Annotated in this window: 18 protein-coding genes, 1 tRNA gene and 1 other RNA gene; 6 read left to right on the top strand and 14 right to left on the bottom strand. The window is 63.9% G+C overall.

All coding sequences use genetic code 11. The features are described 5' to 3' along the window. Positions 1–44: 44 nt before the first annotated feature. Positions 45–1,211, top strand: a complete 1,167-nt coding sequence (locus ACSFC5_RS13940; protein WP_440765849.1) for a hypothetical protein — start codon at positions 45–47, stop codon at positions 1,209–1,211. A 35-nt stretch (positions 1,212–1,246) separates the two neighbouring features. On the opposite strand, the gene ACSFC5_RS13935 is transcribed toward ACSFC5_RS13940, so the two are convergent. The 4 genes from ACSFC5_RS13935 to ACSFC5_RS13920 all read right to left on the bottom strand — a co-directional run bounded on the left by ACSFC5_RS13935 (position 1,247) and on the right by ACSFC5_RS13920 (position 3,705). Then, complete coding sequence (locus ACSFC5_RS13935) at positions 1,247–1,657, bottom strand: CoA-binding protein (protein WP_440765848.1); 411 nt, start codon at positions 1,655–1,657, stop codon at positions 1,247–1,249. 83 nt (positions 1,658–1,740) lie between these two features. Beyond that, positions 1,741–2,370, bottom strand: coding sequence for an RAD55 family ATPase (locus ACSFC5_RS13930; RefSeq protein ID WP_440765847.1), 630 nt, complete (start codon positions 2,368–2,370; stop codon positions 1,741–1,743). Positions 2,371–2,548: 178 nt separating this feature from the next. Further along, positions 2,549–3,403 (bottom strand): geranylgeranylglycerol-phosphate geranylgeranyltransferase, encoded by an 855-nt coding sequence (locus tag ACSFC5_RS13925; RefSeq protein WP_440765846.1) that lies wholly within the window; start codon positions 3,401–3,403, stop codon positions 2,549–2,551. 119 nt (positions 3,404–3,522) lie between these two features. Continuing rightward, positions 3,523–3,705, bottom strand: a complete 183-nt coding sequence (locus ACSFC5_RS13920; RefSeq protein WP_090304723.1) for a DUF7511 domain-containing protein — start codon at positions 3,703–3,705, stop codon at positions 3,523–3,525. A 148-nt stretch (positions 3,706–3,853) separates the two neighbouring features. Here ACSFC5_RS13920 and ACSFC5_RS13915 point away from each other — a divergent pair. Next, positions 3,854–3,928: transfer RNA gene (locus tag ACSFC5_RS13915), tRNA-Arg, on the top strand. A gap of 242 nt (positions 3,929–4,170) precedes the next feature. Here ACSFC5_RS13915 and ACSFC5_RS13910 read toward each other — a convergent pair. Then, a complete protein-coding gene (locus tag ACSFC5_RS13910) occupies positions 4,171–5,079 on the bottom strand; it encodes an ion transporter (protein WP_440765845.1) in 909 nt (302 codons plus the stop codon). Between the two features lie 352 nt (positions 5,080–5,431). Here ACSFC5_RS13910 and ACSFC5_RS13905 point away from each other — a divergent pair, with 352 nt between their 5' ends. Beyond that, the gene (locus ACSFC5_RS13905) at positions 5,432–6,601 is read left to right on the top strand and encodes a GNAT family N-acetyltransferase (RefSeq protein ID WP_440765844.1); all 1,170 of its coding nucleotides are present in this window, start codon (positions 5,432–5,434) and stop codon (positions 6,599–6,601) included. A 151-nt stretch (positions 6,602–6,752) separates the two neighbouring features. Here the strand turns inward: ACSFC5_RS13905 and ACSFC5_RS13900 are convergent, their stop codons facing one another. The 6 genes from ACSFC5_RS13900 to ACSFC5_RS13875 all read right to left on the bottom strand — a co-directional run bounded on the left by ACSFC5_RS13900 (position 6,753) and on the right by ACSFC5_RS13875 (position 11,867). Next, the gene (locus ACSFC5_RS13900) at positions 6,753–7,037 is read right to left on the bottom strand and encodes a hypothetical protein (RefSeq protein ID WP_440765843.1); all 285 of its coding nucleotides are present in this window, start codon (positions 7,035–7,037) and stop codon (positions 6,753–6,755) included. Continuing rightward, positions 7,030–8,370, bottom strand: a complete 1,341-nt coding sequence (locus tag ACSFC5_RS13895; protein ID WP_440765842.1) for a phenylacetate--CoA ligase family protein — start codon at positions 8,368–8,370, stop codon at positions 7,030–7,032. Before ACSFC5_RS13895 ends, ACSFC5_RS13900 begins: the two co-directional genes overlap by 8 nt. A 134-nt stretch (positions 8,371–8,504) precedes the next feature. After that, positions 8,505–9,197 carry a chorismate--pyruvate lyase family protein gene (locus tag ACSFC5_RS13890; protein ID WP_440765841.1) on the bottom strand — a complete coding sequence of 231 codons (693 nt, stop codon included), beginning with the start codon at positions 9,195–9,197 and terminating at the stop codon, positions 8,505–8,507. 303 nt (positions 9,198–9,500) lie between these two features. Next, entirely contained in the window at positions 9,501–10,655 is a 1,155-nt protein-coding gene (locus tag ACSFC5_RS13885; protein ID WP_440765840.1) for a pyridoxal phosphate-dependent aminotransferase, read from the bottom strand. Between the two features lie 129 nt (positions 10,656–10,784). Continuing rightward, positions 10,785–11,000 (bottom strand): hypothetical protein, encoded by a 216-nt coding sequence (locus tag ACSFC5_RS13880; RefSeq protein WP_090304712.1) that lies wholly within the window; start codon positions 10,998–11,000, stop codon positions 10,785–10,787. Between the two features lie 201 nt (positions 11,001–11,201). After that, on the bottom strand, positions 11,202–11,867 hold the full coding sequence (locus ACSFC5_RS13875; protein WP_440765839.1) for a MaoC family dehydratase: 666 nt from the start codon (positions 11,865–11,867) through the stop codon (positions 11,202–11,204). Between the two features lie 222 nt (positions 11,868–12,089). Between ACSFC5_RS13875 and ffs the strand changes: the two genes are divergently transcribed. Then, positions 12,090–12,401: signal recognition particle sRNA (gene ffs, locus ACSFC5_RS13870), an RNA gene on the top strand. 239 nt (positions 12,402–12,640) lie between these two features. Next, positions 12,641–13,453 carry a LolA family protein gene (locus ACSFC5_RS13865; RefSeq protein WP_440765838.1) on the top strand — a complete coding sequence of 271 codons (813 nt, stop codon included), beginning with the start codon at positions 12,641–12,643 and terminating at the stop codon, positions 13,451–13,453. Positions 13,454–13,489: 36 nt separating this feature from the next. On the opposite strand, the gene ACSFC5_RS13860 is transcribed toward ACSFC5_RS13865, so the two are convergent. From ACSFC5_RS13860 to ACSFC5_RS13850, 3 genes are all read right to left on the bottom strand, one after another. Then, positions 13,490–14,413 carry a mechanosensitive ion channel family protein gene (locus ACSFC5_RS13860; RefSeq protein WP_440765837.1) on the bottom strand — a complete coding sequence of 308 codons (924 nt, stop codon included), beginning with the start codon at positions 14,411–14,413 and terminating at the stop codon, positions 13,490–13,492. Next, complete coding sequence (locus ACSFC5_RS13855; protein ID WP_440765836.1) at positions 14,410–14,658, bottom strand: YhbY family RNA-binding protein; 249 nt, start codon at positions 14,656–14,658, stop codon at positions 14,410–14,412. Before ACSFC5_RS13855 ends, ACSFC5_RS13860 begins: the two co-directional genes overlap by 4 nt. A gap of 229 nt (positions 14,659–14,887) precedes the next feature. Beyond that, the gene (locus ACSFC5_RS13850) at positions 14,888–15,166 is read right to left on the bottom strand and encodes a ribonuclease P protein component 4 (protein ID WP_440765835.1); all 279 of its coding nucleotides are present in this window, start codon (positions 15,164–15,166) and stop codon (positions 14,888–14,890) included. A 150-nt stretch (positions 15,167–15,316) separates the two neighbouring features. Between ACSFC5_RS13850 and ACSFC5_RS13845 the strand changes: the two genes are divergently transcribed. Then, positions 15,317–16,489, top strand: a complete 1,173-nt coding sequence (locus ACSFC5_RS13845) for a glycosyltransferase family 4 protein (protein WP_440766307.1) — start codon at positions 15,317–15,319, stop codon at positions 16,487–16,489. Positions 16,490–16,533 lie beyond the last annotated feature (44 nt).

Raw genomic sequence — 16,533 nt, 5'->3', positions numbered from 1 at the left:
TCGGTGACCAGTACATTGATTACGCACTGTTGACAGGTGGGCGTATGAACCAGCCGCTTTTCTCCCTCCCCGCCGAACGGGCGCTCTCCCCCACCGTGCGGACGAAGTACGAGGCGTACGCCGCCCAGGGCGGGCTCCTCGGCGCGTTCACGTACGCCGCCGTCGTCCTCGAGACTGACGACGACGACCTCGCGGCGACGCTGGCTTCGATCCCCACCGCGCTCTTCGTCACGAGCAGCCTCCACGACGACGCGATCGACGAGTCCGACGATTGGACGGGGAACCGAAAGCAACGGATGAACGAGCACGTCACGCTCGGCGATCTCGCGTTTACGAGCGTTCTCGAGGCCGCAAACTCGCTCCCCCACGAGATCGATCTGTCGCCCATCCTAGAGACGGTCCGACAGATCGGCCGGGGGCAACTCGGGGAGGAGACGCTCGAGCCGTCCACGGCGACGCTTGAGGACGCCATCGCTCGTGTCGACGAGCGCGGTTCCGTCTGGGCCGACCTCGCCGTCTCGCTGATCGGCGCGGTCGACAGCTACTCGGACAACCAACTCGAGCGACTTCGAACGGTCACCAGAGACGCCATGTTCGTTCTCACAGTCGTCGACGATGTCGAAGACCTTCCGGAAGACGTGGCCAACGGCGTAGCGAGCGTCCCAACTGCGCTCTACGACGGCGATCTTTCGACGTGCGACTCGCCGGCTGCGATCGCCGACTCGTTTCTCGCATCCGACGCGCCCCGACGGCTCGAGGCGCTGTTCGACGATCGACGGGCCGCCCTCGAGACCGGCGTTCACGACCTCGGGGAAACCACGGATCGACCGAACGCGGCGATTCTCGACGCGGTGCAGCGCGCGCTGACGTGGTACTGCGAGTCGGCGTGCTCGATTCCGGTTGCCCAGTCCGTGCCGCCGACCCGACAACGCGAAATCCGCACGCAGGTGGCCGGTGACGAGCGGATGAGGCGCCGTGTCGCCGAGAGGGTCGTCGCCGACCTCCCGTTCGGTGCAGTCGCCGATTCCGAGACCGTGACTGCCATCGACCCCGAGACGCTGGCCGACGTCGTCGCAGATCTTCCGGCCGATCCGCTCGCGGACGTGCTCGTCGCGCTCACCCACGTCGGGACGGTCGCCGACGGCGTCATGAGCACCTCGCTCGAGGAGGCGCTCGCGACGCTCGAGCGACGTGCGGCGACGACGGCGTGAGTACACCGTTACACCTCGTTACGACGTAACGGTGGTTACGCCGCGAGCCGTCGATGTTCGACCATCATGCACCGACTCTGGACGGCCACCCGCCCGTCGTCTTCGACGCGACCCGCCGCCTCGTCGTCGCGGATTCCCTGCTGCGTCCAGACGACCTCGACGTCGTCGCGCTCGAGCGCCGCGTCGACGATCCCGCTCACTTCCTCGCTCGGGCGGAAGATGCAGACGACGTCGACCGTTTCCTCGACGTCTGCGAGCGAGTCGTACGCCGATCGGCTGAAAATCTCGTCCGCGAAGGGGTTGACCGGGATCACGTCGTAGCCCTGCTCGCGCAGGTAGTTCGGGACGTCGTGGGCCGCCTTTCCGGGCGTACTCGAGCAGCCGACGACGGCGATGGTCTCGTACTCGAACACGGCCGCGAGGTCGTCGATGGCGTCGACGGGCATACGCGAGCGTAGGGACTCGCGAGTGAAACGTTTCGGGGTCACGGAAGAAGCGACGGACGTCTCGGCGCGACGGTGTGGCTGTCTCAGGTCGAGAGGCCGGCCGTCCGGATCTCGGGCTCCTCGCCGTCGGCGGGCTCCTCGAGTTCGATGACGGCGTCGAACAGCTGTTTGAGCGTGTTCATCGTCTGGTCGTCGTGGGCCGTCGAGTCGATGACGTAGACGCCCATGGCGTCGGCGCTCTGGATGCGACCGGTGAAGACGTGGAGGAAGCGAAACACCGTCTGGAGATTCGAGTACATAAGCAGCGTCGAGACCGAATGGAGCAATACGCGGTTCTCGCTCAGTCCGCGGTTCTCGTAGAACTCCTGGAGGAACTCGGAGAGCTTGATCCCGATGCCGGTCATATCGACGGGCGAGGACGCGTACTTGATCCGCGGGTCGTCGTCGACCGTGCCGATCCCGCGCTGTTTCGTGACGCAGTCGACGACACCGATGTCGGCGTCGGTACTGGTGGTAGAGTCGGTGAACGTCTCGAGCACTTTGTCGGCGCTATCCTTGGTCGTGACGACGATCGATCCGTCGCCTCGATCGGCACCGCTCGCGAGGATATCGAACGCGATCTGTCGCTTTCCCGTCAGTGGCGGGCCCGCGACGAGCAGGTTCGTCCCCGGATCGATTTCGGCGTCCGGAATGACATCGGCGAGGTCATACATACCAGATACACACATCCATCAGCCGTAGTGACGTCCATTGCTGGCTCCGCTGACTACTCCGGCGTTGCTATGAGAATGCGTGATCCAGCTTATATTACTTTTGATTGTAGGAGCACAACCAATGCTAATTTATATTGGCTGTGTCCGAGTTCATCGCTGATCCGTCTCGCCGTCGCGTTCAGACCCCGGCCGGCACCGCCACCGCTGCTCGGCCGACGACGAACGCCAGCGCGGCGAGAAACATTCCGTATTTGAGATGTGATTGTCCGGCCGTGGGATCCTCGAAACTCTCGGAGGCCGCATAGCACATGATCGCATCCGCCGGGAGCACCACGAGCAGGTAGGCGACGCCGAAGTAGTCCAGTAGGTAGGGTATCGGACTCGCGACGACGCCGACGACGATCAGGACGGCGGCGATCTGCAGCGCGCGCGTTTCGCCGACCGCGATCGGGAGCGTGTTCAACCCCTCCTCGCGATCGCCGTCGATGTCCTCGACGTCCTTGACGATCTCTCGAGTCAACGTCGCGATCGCCGCGAGGACGAACAGCACCACGGCCGGTCCCATATCGCCGACCGCCGCGGCACCGAAGAGGAACGTGCTCCCGACCAGATAGGCCACCAGCGCGTTGCCGAGCCCCGGCAGTCCCTTGAAGAGTTCGGTGTAGGCTACCAGCGCGACGAGGTTGATCCCCGCGATGGCGAGCGCTGCCGTCGGGAGCGTGAGCGCGAGCGCAACTGCACCCGCAAAGAGGACGAGACTGAACGCGAGCGCCCCCCGCGGACTCACCGCCCCACGGGGAATCGCCCTGTCAGGCTGGTTGATCCGGTCGATCTCCCGGTCGAAGTAGTCGTTGATCGCGTTTCCGGCCCCGACCGCCAATCCGGTTGCAGCGACCGCAGCCGCCACCGCGAGCGGATTGTCGGCGACGCCACCGGCGACGAACGCGCCGATGAACGGCAACACGCTCGCCGCGATCACGTTCACCGGCCGCGTCAATTCGAGCGCCCCGCGGATCGTCTCCCCCGCTGTCATTGCCGGGAGTGCTCAGCGCTGGTGGTTAAACGGTACGGTCCGAACTCGATTCGAGCGCGCGCCGGAGCGAACAGCGTGATCGGGGACTGTCGGAGATCGGTTCCACTCGAGTGCGGCGGTCACCGCCACTCCTCGAGATCGCAGAGCGCATCGGCGTCGATCGAGAGCCACTTGCAGACTCGATCGTCGCCCGTCGCATCGGCAGGGACGGCGGTCCAGACGTCCTCGTCGTCGGTGAGTAACTCGAGCGGTGCGTCGCTGGACCGGCCGTCGTCGGGAACTGGGGCCTCGTTCACCGTCATGAGTAGCTAGGTGTTCCGGGTGCAAGACAAAGACCCTGGGCGACAGTTTTCACCGGCTGAGAAGTTCCGGTAGTGTGCGTGGTGGTGGCTGTCGAAATGCCTCCAAACCGAGCGACTTATACGGGGTCGCCGGAAAATGCTGAAGTGAGGGCGCTTAGCTCAGTCTGGACAGAGTGCTTGGCTTCGGACCAAGTTGCCACGGGTTCAAATCCTGTAGCGCCCACTTGCTGACGCGAACTACTTCGTGAGCGTCAGCAATGGAACCGCGAAGGATTTGAACTAGACGAGACGCAGCGCGAACGACGTGAGCGACCGTCTCGGCGTGATTCATAATCCTGTAGCGCCTACTCACGGCCTCGTTTCCAACAACTCTGCTTCGTCGATCCGTTTGTCCATGGAACAGCAACTATCCGGTAGTCGCGCATGGATTACCGAGTCGCTCTCGAGTCCTCGACCAACTCGCAATTACTCTCGTCCGAGAGTTGCTCGTTCCGACTCGCCCGTGTGTTCGCTCCCTCTGGACTCTGGCACGATGCCTTGCTCGTGGGGGAGTTCGTCTCCACAGTGCGGGCAGTGGTTGTAGTGAGTGATATCGTTCTCGTCGTACTGTACCGTTTCACCGTTCGCTTCGTCGGTGGTGGCTTCCTCGATGAACCCGCTCGCCAGAATCGACGCGGGAAGGGCGAAGAGACCGATACCCAAGAAGGCGACGACGCCGCCGAGTAGTTGGCCGGTTTGGGTGACGGGTGTTACGTCCCCGTACCCGACCGTCGTCATCGTAACGACGGCCCACCAGAAGGCAGCGGGAATGCTGCTGAACTCCTCGGGTTGTGCCTGATGCTCGACGTAGTAAATGCTACTCGAGGCCAGAACGAGAAGGATAGCAGTGACGACGACGCTGATCACCAGGTCCGGCTTCTTCGTTTTCAGGACGTGCCCCATCGTCTGGATCGACGTCGAGTACCGCGCCAGTTTGAACACCCGAAAGACCCTGAACAGACGGATAACGCGGAGGAATCTGAGATCCACGATCCCGCCTAAAAAGAACGGAAGGATGGCGAGCAGGTCGATAATCATGTACGGATTCGTCGCGTACTTCAATCGACCGTTGATGGCGCTGTACCCCTCGTGAGTCGTTATCGACCAGATCCGAAGCGAGTACTCGAGGGTGAAGATCGCGACGGAGACGACCTCGAAGTACTGAAAGAGGTCGCCGTACTGCTGTGCTATCGGGTCGACGGTCTCCAAGATGATCGTGACGACGGACAGGAGAATGAGGGCCATAATGAAGAGGTCTATCGCCTGACCCGGCCGTCCTCCCTGATCGGCATCGAGCAACTCGAAGACCTGTTTCCGTATTTCCAAATAGGGCATACAGTATCCAACTAGTACGATCGGATAGACTTTTCTAGAGAACGGAACGTACCGCTTCGAGACGAAACGAGGCTCACATGGCCTTCATCGAGCACCAACACTGATCGGACAGCAATCGAACGGTAACCCGACTCGAGCGCATCCCGGCCAGTCCCACGGCGGTTCGGGAGCGCGGTAGTACGACCGTACTTACACGAGCGACGCGCCCTCGAGACCGCCGCACTCGATCGGGCGCATAGCTATCACAGCAGCGACCACTAACCCGTCGATACCGCTGACAGACCGATACTAGCACGCTCAGTAACCGGAATATCGGATCTATTACTATGGCCGATCGGTCGTTGGACAAGGTATGTACGGACGGGATCGGGTGGATTCGTTGGAGCGACAGTACGCCAGCGGCGACCGCGAATACACTATCCGGCAGTACCGCGAGGGAGATCGCGACGACCTGCTCGCAGTGTATCAGGAGGTGCTGGATCCGACGCTCTCCAGTGACTGGTTCGCGTGGAAGTACGAAACCAACCCGTACACCGAGGAGATCCCGGTTTACGTCGCCGAGTTCGACGGCGAACTCGTCGGCGCCGTCGGCTTTTGGGTCCTCGAGTTACACACCGGCTCGCGTCAGATTCCCGCCGTGCAGTCCTGTGACGGCGCGGTTCGACCCGAACACCGCCGGGAAGGCCTGTTCACCGAACTGTTCAGGATCGGGCTCGATCGGTTCGCCGCTGACGACGGGTTCGAAATCGTGTTCGATTTCCCGAATCAGTTGAGCAAAGCGACGTTCGAGAAGTACGGCTGGCAGCTCGTCGAGCGCCAGGAGACGTACTTCCGAGTCCAACAGCCCGACGCGATGGTCGACGGCGAGTCAGTCGGTCCGCTCTCCGCGCTGGCTCGAGGCGGCGCTCGAGTGCTCTCTCGAGGCTATCTCGCGGCGAAATCCCGGCAGCGTCCGTCGGTCGCCGACCACCCGAAGATCGACGTCGACCGGAGTGCGACGATTCCAAGTCAGACACTCGCAGCGCTCTACCGGCACGACGTTCCGGACAAACTCCACCTCGTCCGCGACGAGACGTTCTACGAGTGGCGGTTCGGCAACCCCCACTGGGAGTACACGACGTACGTCGGGCGCTACGACGGTTCGCCCGTCGCCGCGATCACCACCGGAACGAAAGTCGACGATGGGACGACTATCACGCACCTTACCGATATCGTGCCGCTCGTCTCGAGTCGACCCCGAACGGCCGTCCTGGTCTCCGTTCTCGAGGCGATTCTCGAGGCGAACGAGGAGGCGGCACTCGTGGTCGCGCCGTCCGGCGTGATTTCGGAGTCGATACTCTCCGCCTACGGCTTTCGAAGCGATCAGACCGTGCCGCTCTCGCTGGTCTCGACGCCGACGATCCACGGCGTCTACGCGCTGACGGACGACGAAGCGGACGGCGACCGCTGGGTAGTCGACGGAAAACGAGTGACGGATCCCGAGGTCTGGCAGACGACATTTAGCGAGTACGATACGGGCTGAGCGAGTTTCGGGTCAGTTTCGAACACAATCTGATCGTCCGATCGGTTGCCACTCGGTGCCTTCCCGCTTCGTACTGTCCGCTGTACGTCATTTCCGGCGGGACCGCGATCCGTCCTGCGGCCCCACCAATACATCGGTACAGCAAACCGTCTCAGTCGTCGTCACCCTGCTCGGGGACGTGTTGCTCGAGAACGCGGACGACGTCGCGGATCCGCTGGGCGTTGTGCTCGATCGCCGGAACGTCGTGTTCCTGCCCGCGTTCGATCAGGGCCGTCGACGCCTCCTCGAGGTCGTCGACGAGCGCAGCGAGTTCGTCGAGGTCCGCAGCCGGTCGTTCGTCGCCGCGGCCGGCGCCGCGGTTGGCTCGGTCGCCGACCGTCTGCGATCGGCGCTGCAGCGAGTCGCCGTCATGCTGCCCACCGTCGTTCTCAGACATGGTTCACCCGTCGATCGACGACGCGATCGGCTTTGAGTTCGGGTCGCTCGAGCACGCCCCCTTCGCGCAGCGTGATTCGAAACGAGAGCCCGCAGGCCTGTTTGAGCCGGTGGCGAAGCTCTGTTCTGGTCGTCTCTACGTCCTGCGTTTTCGCCTCGGTGATCAGGGTGACGACGTCCGATTCCTTCTCGTCGTGGTGGTCGATGACGATCTTGTACTCGTCGGCGACGCCGTCATGCTGGCGGACGACGTCTTCGACCGCCGTCGGCGAGAGTAACACGCCGTTGACCGTCGTGAAGTCGTCGTCTCTGCCGAGAACGCCGCCGTCGGCGAGGCGAAACGTCCGGCCGCAGTCGCAGGCGCTTGGCTCCTCCAGTCGCACTCGATCGCGCTGTTCGAACCGGAGATAGGGCTGTGCGTGCCGGTCGAGCGGCGTGACGATGAGCGTTCCCGTCTCGCCCGGTTCGACCGGGACGCCGTCGTCGTCGACCACCTCGATCAGGAACTGCGCCTCGTTGAAGTGGAGGCCGAGCGAGTCGCCCTCGCAGCTGTACCCCCACGCGCCGGTTTCGGTCGCGCCGGCGTGGTCGTGGACCGTCGCTCCCCAGCGTTCCTCGAGTTTCGCTTTCGTCCCCGGCACGCTCGCGCCGGGTTCGCCGGCACAGACGATCCGTTCGATGCTGGTCGCCGCGGGATCGATCCCCTCCTGCTCGGCGACCTCGCCGAGTCGAAGCGCGTACGTCGGCGTGGTCATGAAGACCGTCGCCTCGAGGTCGTCGATCAGTTCGACGCGTTCGACGGACGAGAGGTTCCCGCCGGGAATCACCTCGGCGCCGATCCGCTCGCAGGCGTAGTGGGCGGCCCAGAACGCGACGAAGACGTTGTAGGAGAACGGGAAGAAGACGCGGTCGTCCGGTCGAATCCCCTGCGACCAGAGCACCGTCGCCCAGCAGTCGCTCCACCACTCCCAGTCCCGGCCCGAGTCCGCCTGTCGGAGCGGCGTGCCGGTGGTCCCGGAGGTCTGGTGATATTCGCGGACTGCCTCCGGTTCCACGGCGAGAAGCTCCCCGTACGGCGTCGATTTCGTCTCCGTCACCGCTTTTGTCTCTCCTGACGGCCCTTTCGAGCCGTCCTCGCTTGTCTCCTGCGCTCGCCGCAGTTCGTCTTTCGTCGTCGTCGGGACGGCTCGGACATCCTCGAACGAGCCGATCTCCTCGGGAACGATGCCGGCTTGATCGAGCTTTCGCCGAAACACGGGAACGTTTTCGTAGACGTAGACGGCTTGCTCCCTGAACTTCCGGATCTGCCGGCGCTCGAGTCGGTCGCGCGGCATTCTCTCGAGTAACGGGTTCCACATATCGACCATAGTCTCGATCGAGGATAACGACTAGCCGGGCTTTGTTATGGATCGGTTTTGAACGATCGACGCGCCGGTTCCCGTTCCGGCGACCAACTCGTGGCCACAGGCTACTGCGTTCGATACGTGCTGAGTCGATCCTTCGGGAAGTACTCGGTAATGGTCATGATACGAGTGTCCGCGGTGTAGATCTGATACGTCCGCTCGAGGAGACACACCGCGTCGCTTTCGACGAACGACGGGAAGCGATTGGCGGCCGAGTGGACGTTCATCTCGACGATTTCGCGTCTCGTCTCCGTACATTCCTCGCGAAGCACGTCTCCGATACCGATCTCGCCGTCGACGAGTTCGTCGGCGACGGAGTCTGCAAGCGATGAGAGCCGAATGGTCGACCGAGCCCAGACTAACGGGTTCTGTTCGGTGTCCGGTACGAGCGCGACCGTTCGAAACAGCCGGCTGTCGGCCACCGAACGGTCGAGGATGGTCACCGAGACGTCGCCCCTCGTCAGCGCCTCGAGCATGTGGGTGACGGTCCCGTCGGTCGCGAGAAACAGCCGTTCGATCGGCGAGAGGGTGAGATCGGCGTCTCGCTCGAGCGTTACCAGCATCGAGCGGATCGATTCGTCGGTCGGTTGGGGCACGCGTAGTTCGTCGCTCATCGGGGTGACAGTCTCGGTGTCGGGAACGGCTGCGACCCGCTTTGTAATCCGCGCCTTCATTCGACCGTCGATGGCGTTGTCATAACTCGTGGCGCAGAGATGGTAGTCAGCGAACGCGGAGCCGCGTTCGATCGAAGCCGTCACAGTACGCGAACGTTTCCGCCTCGAGCGCTGACTCGTCGTTCGACGGGGCGTTCCCCGAGCCGGCGGCGAAACGGCCGTCCGCGCCTCTTTCGCCCGTACGGCCCAGTTGTTCGATCTGGGTCGAGGGAGCGGCTACAGTACACGCCGAAATGAAATAACCTCGAGTTCATCGCGGACCGGCGACGATAACACGCCGTTGACGCATCGCCTCGGAGACGGTTGCTCCCACCGTCTCGGTGACGGCGGCAATCCCCCGAGCCGTCCGTGTCCGACCGCTAGCGACTGTTTGTCCCAGACCGCAGCTCAGTACGCGTCCAATCCGGCCTCGAGTCGATCGAACCCCTCGTTCAACCGCTCCGTCGAGTTCGCGAACGAGAGCCGCAGTCGCCCTGGCTCCGACTCGCCGAACCCGTCCCCGGGAGCCAACACGACGCCGTGTTCCTCGAGCAAGTGTTTCGCGATCGAGAGACTGTCGTCGTCGATACCCGGGTCGAGAAACGCGTAGAACGCCCCCTCCGGCCGGGGGCAGGAGGCACCCTCGATTCCGGCGATACGGTCGACGACCAGATCACGCCGCTCCCGGAACGCTCGGTACATCGCTCGAAACGGTTCCTGTGGACCCGTGAGGGCCGCGATCGCGGCGTGCTGGGAGACGCTCGAGGGGCAGGCGGTCGTCGCCTCGCGGACCGTAACTATGCGATCGACGACGTGGTCGTCGGCCGCGAGCCAGCCGAGCCGCCAGCCGGTCATCGCGTACGTCTTCGAGCAGGAGCCGATGGTGATAACGTGGTCTGGGTGGCCGGTGTGGGCCGCGATCCCCTCCGGTTCGCCGTCGTAGGTCAGCCCGAGGTACACCTCGTCGGCGATGACGTAGGCGTCGTGGTCGGCGGCCGCTTCGACGACCGCTCGACACTCGACCGGATCGTAGACGCGCCCGGTCGGATTCGAGGGCGTCGTGAGCACGACCGCGGCGGTGTCGTCGCTCATCGCCTCGACGACGCGGTCGGCCTCGAGATCGAACCCCGACTCGGCTGGCATCGGGACCTCGCGAAACGAACCGTCCGCGAGGTGCGCCTGAATCTCGTAGTTCGGCCACGTCGGTCCGGGAGCGAGGAGTTCCTCGCCGGGACCGACCGTCGCCATGATCGCCAGATGCAGCGCCTCCATCCCGCCGACCGTGACGACGATCTCGTCGGAATCGTGCTCGACGCCGTGATCGTGGGCGAGCATGTCACCGATCGCCCGCCGACACGCCGGCAGTCCCGCGTTCGACGTGTAGTGTGTCTCCCCCGCTCGAGCGGCGCGCGCAGCTGCGTCGATAACGTGTTCGGGCGTGTCGAAGTCGGGTTCGCCGACCTCGAGTCGGACGAGGTCGCCGTCGTGGTGCTCCGCGAGATCGAACATGACGCGGATGCTCGAGCGCTCGGCTCGGCGGACCCGTTCCGTCGGTGTGGGCATACGCTATGCAGACCGATTCGTTCCAAAAGAAGTCGGGTGCCGGAAATCGACGCGGAGCGCTCGCGCGAAAACGCGCGGGTGCCCGCGAGTAGCGCCCCGCCGTTCTCCGTCCGATACTCGCTCGAGACCTCAGTCCGACGGTCGTGGCACCGCCGGGCCACCGTCGTTCGTCGGCTCGCTGCCACCCGACGGCGTGATCCGCTCGAAATCACCGTCGCCACAGGTACACTCCTGGGAGACGCCGATGGGCCTGATCGTCCCGTCCGGCTTCTGCTCGGAGACGAACACCGACTCACAGGAGCGACACACGGCGACGATCCGCGACACCGATTCTGACCTACTCATTACGTGTGAAAAGGACGCGGAGGGGTATCACCATTGCTCCAAGGTATTTTGGCTGTGCGAAGACGACACGAGGGCGAAACGGACGTTTTCACCGCTACCAGCTTCGAAAACGACGAAACGACCGACACGGTGCGTCCCGACCCGCAGCTATCGAATCGACGGAAAAGCGAAGAAACCGGCGTCGAGACGGGCGACTCCCGATCACGAGTCGGGCGACTCCTGGATGACGACGATCGCCTCGCCGTCGATCACCGTCTCCTCGTCCGCGGTCTCGACCGTCGTGTGGAGTCGGTAGCGGGTGTCGCCGAGCACCTCGACGATCTCGCAGTCGGCGGTGACGGTCTCGCCGATTTCGACGGGCGCGTGGAACTCGAGGTCCTGGGAGAGATAGATCGTCAGGCCGGGGAACCGGGCGAGCGCGGCGCTGATCGTCCCGGCGACGAGCGTGCCGTGGGCGATGCGGCCGCCGAACTGGGTCTCCTTGGCGAACGACTCCGCGAGGTGGAGTCGGTTGGTGTCGCCAGAGACCTGTGCGAACGCGGAGACGTCGATCTCCTCGATCGCTTTCGTAAAGCGGACGTAGTCGCCGACCGCGAGGTCCTCGTACTCGTCAGTGGAGCGCTCCATCAGCCAGGACTCGTCGCCGAAGGCGACTTCGGTGACCGGGGCGTCGACCGTCTCGGGTTGCTGCCGTGCGGTGAGCGTCCCGGTAGGCCCGTCGGACGACGGCGAAAAGCCCATCGCGGCGAGGAGGGCGTTGTTGGCCTCGACGTAGCTGTTGGCGACGTGTTTCGACACGCTCGACCAGTGTTCGTTCGGCGGTACCCCGGTATCGGTCGTATCTGACTCCGGACAATTACTACTCATGAGTGCTCGAGTGCAGCGGACGTGAGCCGTTCGACACGTCGGGTTGGATCACGATAGTTGTTCGTTCGCTACCGTCTTTCAACCGTTGCCAAAGCACGTTGGGTGTTCCGACGCCGCGATTCTGGCGGCCGACTGTCCCGTTCGGGCTCCGTATCGGACACACCACCGCGCCCGCCCGCGATTCGGGAGGCGAAAGGTCCTTAAGTTCCACCCGCTTAGGAGGGGATGGATAGGTCGGGCAGTTTGGCCCTGCTCACTACCCGCGCTATGGTCATCAGCGGGGACCAAAGACCGCAGGCGTCCGGTCAGACCGGCCGGGGCCTCGGGAGCCAACAGAGAAGCCTCGTCCGTCGGGGACAGCGGTCTACGGTGGCCGTCCGCAGGGACGCCCCATCGTGGTTAGCCGGCGACAGCCCATCAGGCGCGGAAGCGAGCAGTGGACCGCCGGACACCTGTCGCTCGACGGGTCGCGGGGTGGAGAAGGCAACCGAGATTCCCCCGGCCGGAACGCCGGGCAACCGCGGCTTCCACACTCATACTTCATTCCGATTTTCGTTCCGATAGCGGCAGCGATGCGCGTCGTATTCGCTCGGAGCCGCTTTCGCCGACTCTACCCGTCGACACGACGCGTTGGCCGCGACGACCCGACACGCACTCGAGCGGTCGTCGTCGACCCCTGGTCGACCCGCCCGGTTCGATTCGACGGCGCGGTCGCTTTTCGTTCGTCCGAGAGATAGAAAAGCTTAGGACGATCCCCTCTTATTACCCGTTCTATGGCGTCTCGACGATTCGTCGGTATTCTCGGAGCGCTCGTGATTCTCGTTCTCCTCGGGGGCTGCGTCGCGTTCTCCCCGCCCGCGAGCGACGGGCCCGAATCGGACGGGGTCGAACCGGACGATCCCGATCCGGAGACGCTATTCGAGAGCACGTTCGTCTATGGCGACGACCTCGAGGACGTCTCCGGCGAGATGACGATCGAGATCACCGGCGGCGACGAGACGATTTCGGAGACCGTTCGCGTCCACGAGCGACCGTACGTCGATTACTACGAGGAGACCCTCGAGACGACGGAACCCGATCAGGACGGAGCCATCTTCGCTTCGAACGCGTCGGGAGCGTGGTGGTACTATCCCGAGTCGTCGCTGGCACAACACCACGAAGCCGACGAACCGTTCGAGAGCGAGGCCGTTCGATCTGATCGCGCCGAGATGGCCGAGATGCAACTCGAGTGGTACGACCTCGAGTATCTGGGTACCGAGGAGGTCGCCGACCGCGAGACGCACGTCCTCGACGTCGATCTGAACGAGGAGGCGGTCGTGGACGGCATTTCGGTCCTCATCGGAAGCACCGAGTACGTCTACGCGCTCGAGACGGTCGAGGCCCCCGACGAACTCAACGTCGTCGAGCAGACGGTCTGGATCGACGACGAGTACGACTACCCGGTCAAAGAGCGGATGGTCTTCGAGATCGGCGGCGAACGGTACGAGATGACCGAGGAGTTCGAGACGGTTTCGTTCAACGACGGACTCGACGACGAGACGTTCGAGTTCGAGCCGCCGGAAAACGCCACGATCGAATCGCGGTAGTCGAACGCGGGTGATCGCTTCGGAACGATTGGCGCGTCACTCGGCCGTCTGTCCGACGTACTGCCTGTCCTCGAGTTGGAGTCCGCCCTCGAGCGTGCGGACGGGGTAGGGGATGTCGATCCCTTCCTCGTCGAAGCGCTCCTTGACGGCCGTGACGTACTCGCCGCGGGTGCGGACGAAGTCGGCCCGCGAGGGGTCTTCGATCCAGAATCGCGACTGGAGGCCGACGTCGGAGTCGCCGAGTTCGGTCAGCCGGACGGAGGGTGCGGGGTCGTTCATGATATCTGGGTGGCGCTCGGCCTCGTCGACGATGATCTCGGTCGCCTCTTCGATGTCGTCGTCGTAGCCGATACCGAAGACGAACTTCAGGCGGAGCTTCCCGCTGTCGACGGGGTTTTTGAGCACGCTGTCGGTGAGGTTGGAGTTCGGAACCGTCAGCAGTTCGTTGTCGAACGTTCGAACCCGCGTCACGCGCAGGCTGATGTCCTCGACGGTGCCCGAGTAGGTGCCGTCGTCCCACTCGATCCAGTCGCCGATGCGGAACGGTTTGTCGGTGTAGATGAACACGCCGGCGACGAAGTTCGCGATGACGTTCTGCATCGCGAGCCCGATTGCGAGCGCGCCGGCCGCGGCGATCCCGGCCATGGAGACGAGGAAGTTGCCGTAGTTGGCGAAGCCGAAGGCGATCGCGACAGCGAAAAAGAGGATTCCGAACTTCGTCAACATCAACAGCGGATTCTGGGCGTGTTTGTCCAACTCTCGTCTGTCGAAAGCGCGCTTAACGAGGGGGATGACGACGAGGCGGCCGACGAGCCAGACCACGACGAGCGCGAGGACGAACCGAATGAATCCTTCCGCGCTCGCAGCCTGTGCAGCGGTGAGCCCCGCGTCGTCGAGGAGGTTACCGATCGGTCCCAGCCCGTCGGCCTGGAGGGGAAACGTTCCTACACCGCGACTCATCGATGGACCACCGCCGTGTGCCCGCGCGTGTCGATCAGCTCGGCGTTGACGCGGTCGGCGAGGTCCGCTGCTTTCTCCTCGGTCGAACTGCCAGCACGGGCCGCACGGAGGAATTTGATTTTGACTAAGTTCTCGTTCGAGAGCTGATCGTCGAGTTCGTCGACGACCGACTCGAGGCCGCTCTTGCCGACCCAGACGGTGACGTCGACATCGTGCGCTTCCTGCTTGAGCGTCTGTTTATCCATGGAATAGCCTAACGAACCGAGCCGTTTGAATCTTCTCGAATCGGAATGTCGACGTTCCGTGTACACACGGTCATAGAACAACCGTCGCTAAGACGCGTAACAATCCGATCGCGTCGGTCGGTTGGTCCGTCTCCGTCGGTCGATCGACCCGGTTCCCCCGGTTGATCGGACCGCAGTTCGACCGTTCGAGCAGGAATCGCTCCGGACGTTCGACGGCTCTCGTCCGCACTCACTCCTCGTACGGATAGCGAGCGTGGGCCCCACAGTCACAGGTGATCACGACGTGGCCGTTTTGCAGTCGAACGCGGGCGTTCGCCCCCGGCCGCAGGTACGCGTCGCAGCGATCGCAGGTGAACCGCCGAAACTCCCGGGGGAGCGTCAGCCGGTTCCGTTCGGCGACGCGCCGGGCGAGTCGGACGTAGTAGCGTGCCCGGTCGTCGTTCCGATTCGTCGCCGCCGCTCGAGCCAACTCGTGGAGGCGCTCGATCCGTTCGGCGGCGATGTCCATACCCCGTCTTTCTCCGGTTCACATATCGGTGTTGTGCTCTTCGGTCCGAGCGCTCACCTCGCGTCGGTGTCGCCGACGAGCGTCGAGGGACCGTCACGGCCGAAATCGGGAGGGTTTTCGTCGGCTCCGTGAATGTACCGACCCGTGAGCCTGCGCGTGTTGCACTACCTCGAGTGTGCCTCGCTACTCGAGCGCAGCGGGATCAGTACGGCCGCCGAACAGCAGCGAACGGCCCTCGAGCGGGTCACCGGCGGGTCCGACGCCGAATCCGACAGCGGCCTCAATAGGGACGATCAGGGTCCCGAACCCGACGGCGGCCGCGAGGATGGCGATTCGCGTTTCGAATCCGACTCGAGACCGACGATCGAACTGGTGACCGATCCGTGGGACGGATCGCGTCGGTCGGCGGCGTCGCTGCTCTGTCGCGGGGAGTCACCAATCGTCGACTACGACGTCGCCCACTGCCACGCCATCGGTCCGGGATCGCTCGCGGTCGCCAGACACGCGACGCGAACCGGCCGACCGCTGATTCTTCACGCACACGTCACTCGCGAGGATTTCCGGGAGAGCTTCCGCGCGTCGAACGCGCTCTCGAAGCCGCTCGGTCGCTATCTGCGGTGGTTCTACTCGCAGGCCGACCTCGTGCTGTGTCCGAGCGAGCAGACGAAACGCCATCTCGAGGCCGCCCGCATCGACGCGCCGATCGAGTCGATCACGAACGGGGTCGATCGCGACTCGCTGGCGGGCCACGAGCGGTTTCGTGCTCCCTTCCGCGAGCGCTACGATCTCGAGGGACCGGTCGTCTTCGCGCTCGGCAACGTCTTCGAGCGAAAGGGGCTGTCGACGTTCTGCCGACTGGCACGGCAGACTCCCTACGAGTTCGTCTGGTTCGGTCCCTACGACGAGGGGCTCCTGGCGAGTCGAGCGGTCGAGTACTGGACGAGTAACCCGCCGGAAAACGTCATGTTTACCGGCTGGATCGAGGACAAACGCGGCGCGTTCGGCGCCGGCGATATCTTTTGCTTTCCGACCCACGCCGAAAATCAGGGAATCGCCGTCCTCGAAGCGATGGCCTGTGGGAAACCCGTCGTCCTCCGGGATCTGCCGGTCTTCGAGGAGTGCTACACTCACGGGGTCGACTGTCTCAAGTGCCGGACCGAGGGAGAGTTTCGCGAGGCGCTCGAGCGACTCGCCGCCGATTCCGACCTCCGGGACCGTCTCGGAGCGAACGCCCGGCGGACCGCTCGCAGGCACGCACTCGAGCGTGTCGGCGAAAAATTGATTCCGACCTATTGTCGAGTTATGTGCCACCAAACAACATAGGTGGCGCGAATCCGCTCGAAAAGAACGACGAGTGAAAAAGTTTT

Origin of the sequence: Natronorubrum marinum (assembly GCF_052040125.1) — an archaeon.
GTDB lineage: Archaea > Halobacteriota > Halobacteria > Halobacteriales > Natrialbaceae > Natronorubrum.
The sequence above is the reverse complement of the archived record's forward strand: the minus strand, read 5'-3'. Positions and strand labels throughout refer to the sequence as shown.

Coding starts and splice junctions, on each gene's coding strand:
- ACSFC5_RS13875 (WP_440765839.1), bottom strand. CDS start 11,867: ATGAGTAGTAATTGTCCGGAGTCAGATACGACCGATACCGGGGTACCG.
- ACSFC5_RS13910 (WP_440765845.1), bottom strand. CDS start 5,079: ATGCCCTATTTGGAAATACGGAAACAGGTCTTCGAGTTGCTCGATGCC.
- ACSFC5_RS13930 (WP_440765847.1), bottom strand. CDS start 2,370: ATGTATGACCTCGCCGATGTCATTCCGGACGCCGAAATCGATCCGGGG.
- ACSFC5_RS13905 (WP_440765844.1), top strand. CDS start 5,432: ATGTACGGACGGGATCGGGTGGATTCGTTGGAGCGACAGTACGCCAGC.
- ACSFC5_RS13855 (WP_440765836.1), bottom strand. CDS start 14,658: ATGGATAAACAGACGCTCAAGCAGGAAGCGCACGATGTCGACGTCACC.
- ACSFC5_RS13920 (WP_090304723.1), bottom strand. CDS start 3,705: ATGACGGTGAACGAGGCCCCAGTTCCCGACGACGGCCGGTCCAGCGAC.
- ACSFC5_RS13940 (WP_440765849.1), top strand. CDS start 45: ATGAACCAGCCGCTTTTCTCCCTCCCCGCCGAACGGGCGCTCTCCCCC.
- ACSFC5_RS13895 (WP_440765842.1), bottom strand. CDS start 8,370: ATGCCGCGCGACCGACTCGAGCGCCGGCAGATCCGGAAGTTCAGGGAG.
- ACSFC5_RS13880 (WP_090304712.1), bottom strand. CDS start 11,000: ATGAGTAGGTCAGAATCGGTGTCGCGGATCGTCGCCGTGTGTCGCTCC.
- ACSFC5_RS13885 (WP_440765840.1), bottom strand. CDS start 10,655: ATGCCCACACCGACGGAACGGGTCCGCCGAGCCGAGCGCTCGAGCATC.
- ACSFC5_RS13900 (WP_440765843.1), bottom strand. CDS start 7,037: ATGTCTGAGAACGACGGTGGGCAGCATGACGGCGACTCGCTGCAGCGC.
- ACSFC5_RS13850 (WP_440765835.1), bottom strand. CDS start 15,166: ATGGACATCGCCGCCGAACGGATCGAGCGCCTCCACGAGTTGGCTCGA.
- ACSFC5_RS13865 (WP_440765838.1), top strand. CDS start 12,641: ATGGCGTCTCGACGATTCGTCGGTATTCTCGGAGCGCTCGTGATTCTC.
- ACSFC5_RS13935 (WP_440765848.1), bottom strand. CDS start 1,657: ATGCCCGTCGACGCCATCGACGACCTCGCGGCCGTGTTCGAGTACGAG.
- ACSFC5_RS13925 (WP_440765846.1), bottom strand. CDS start 3,403: ATGACAGCGGGGGAGACGATCCGCGGGGCGCTCGAATTGACGCGGCCG.
- ACSFC5_RS13860 (WP_440765837.1), bottom strand. CDS start 14,413: ATGAGTCGCGGTGTAGGAACGTTTCCCCTCCAGGCCGACGGGCTGGGA.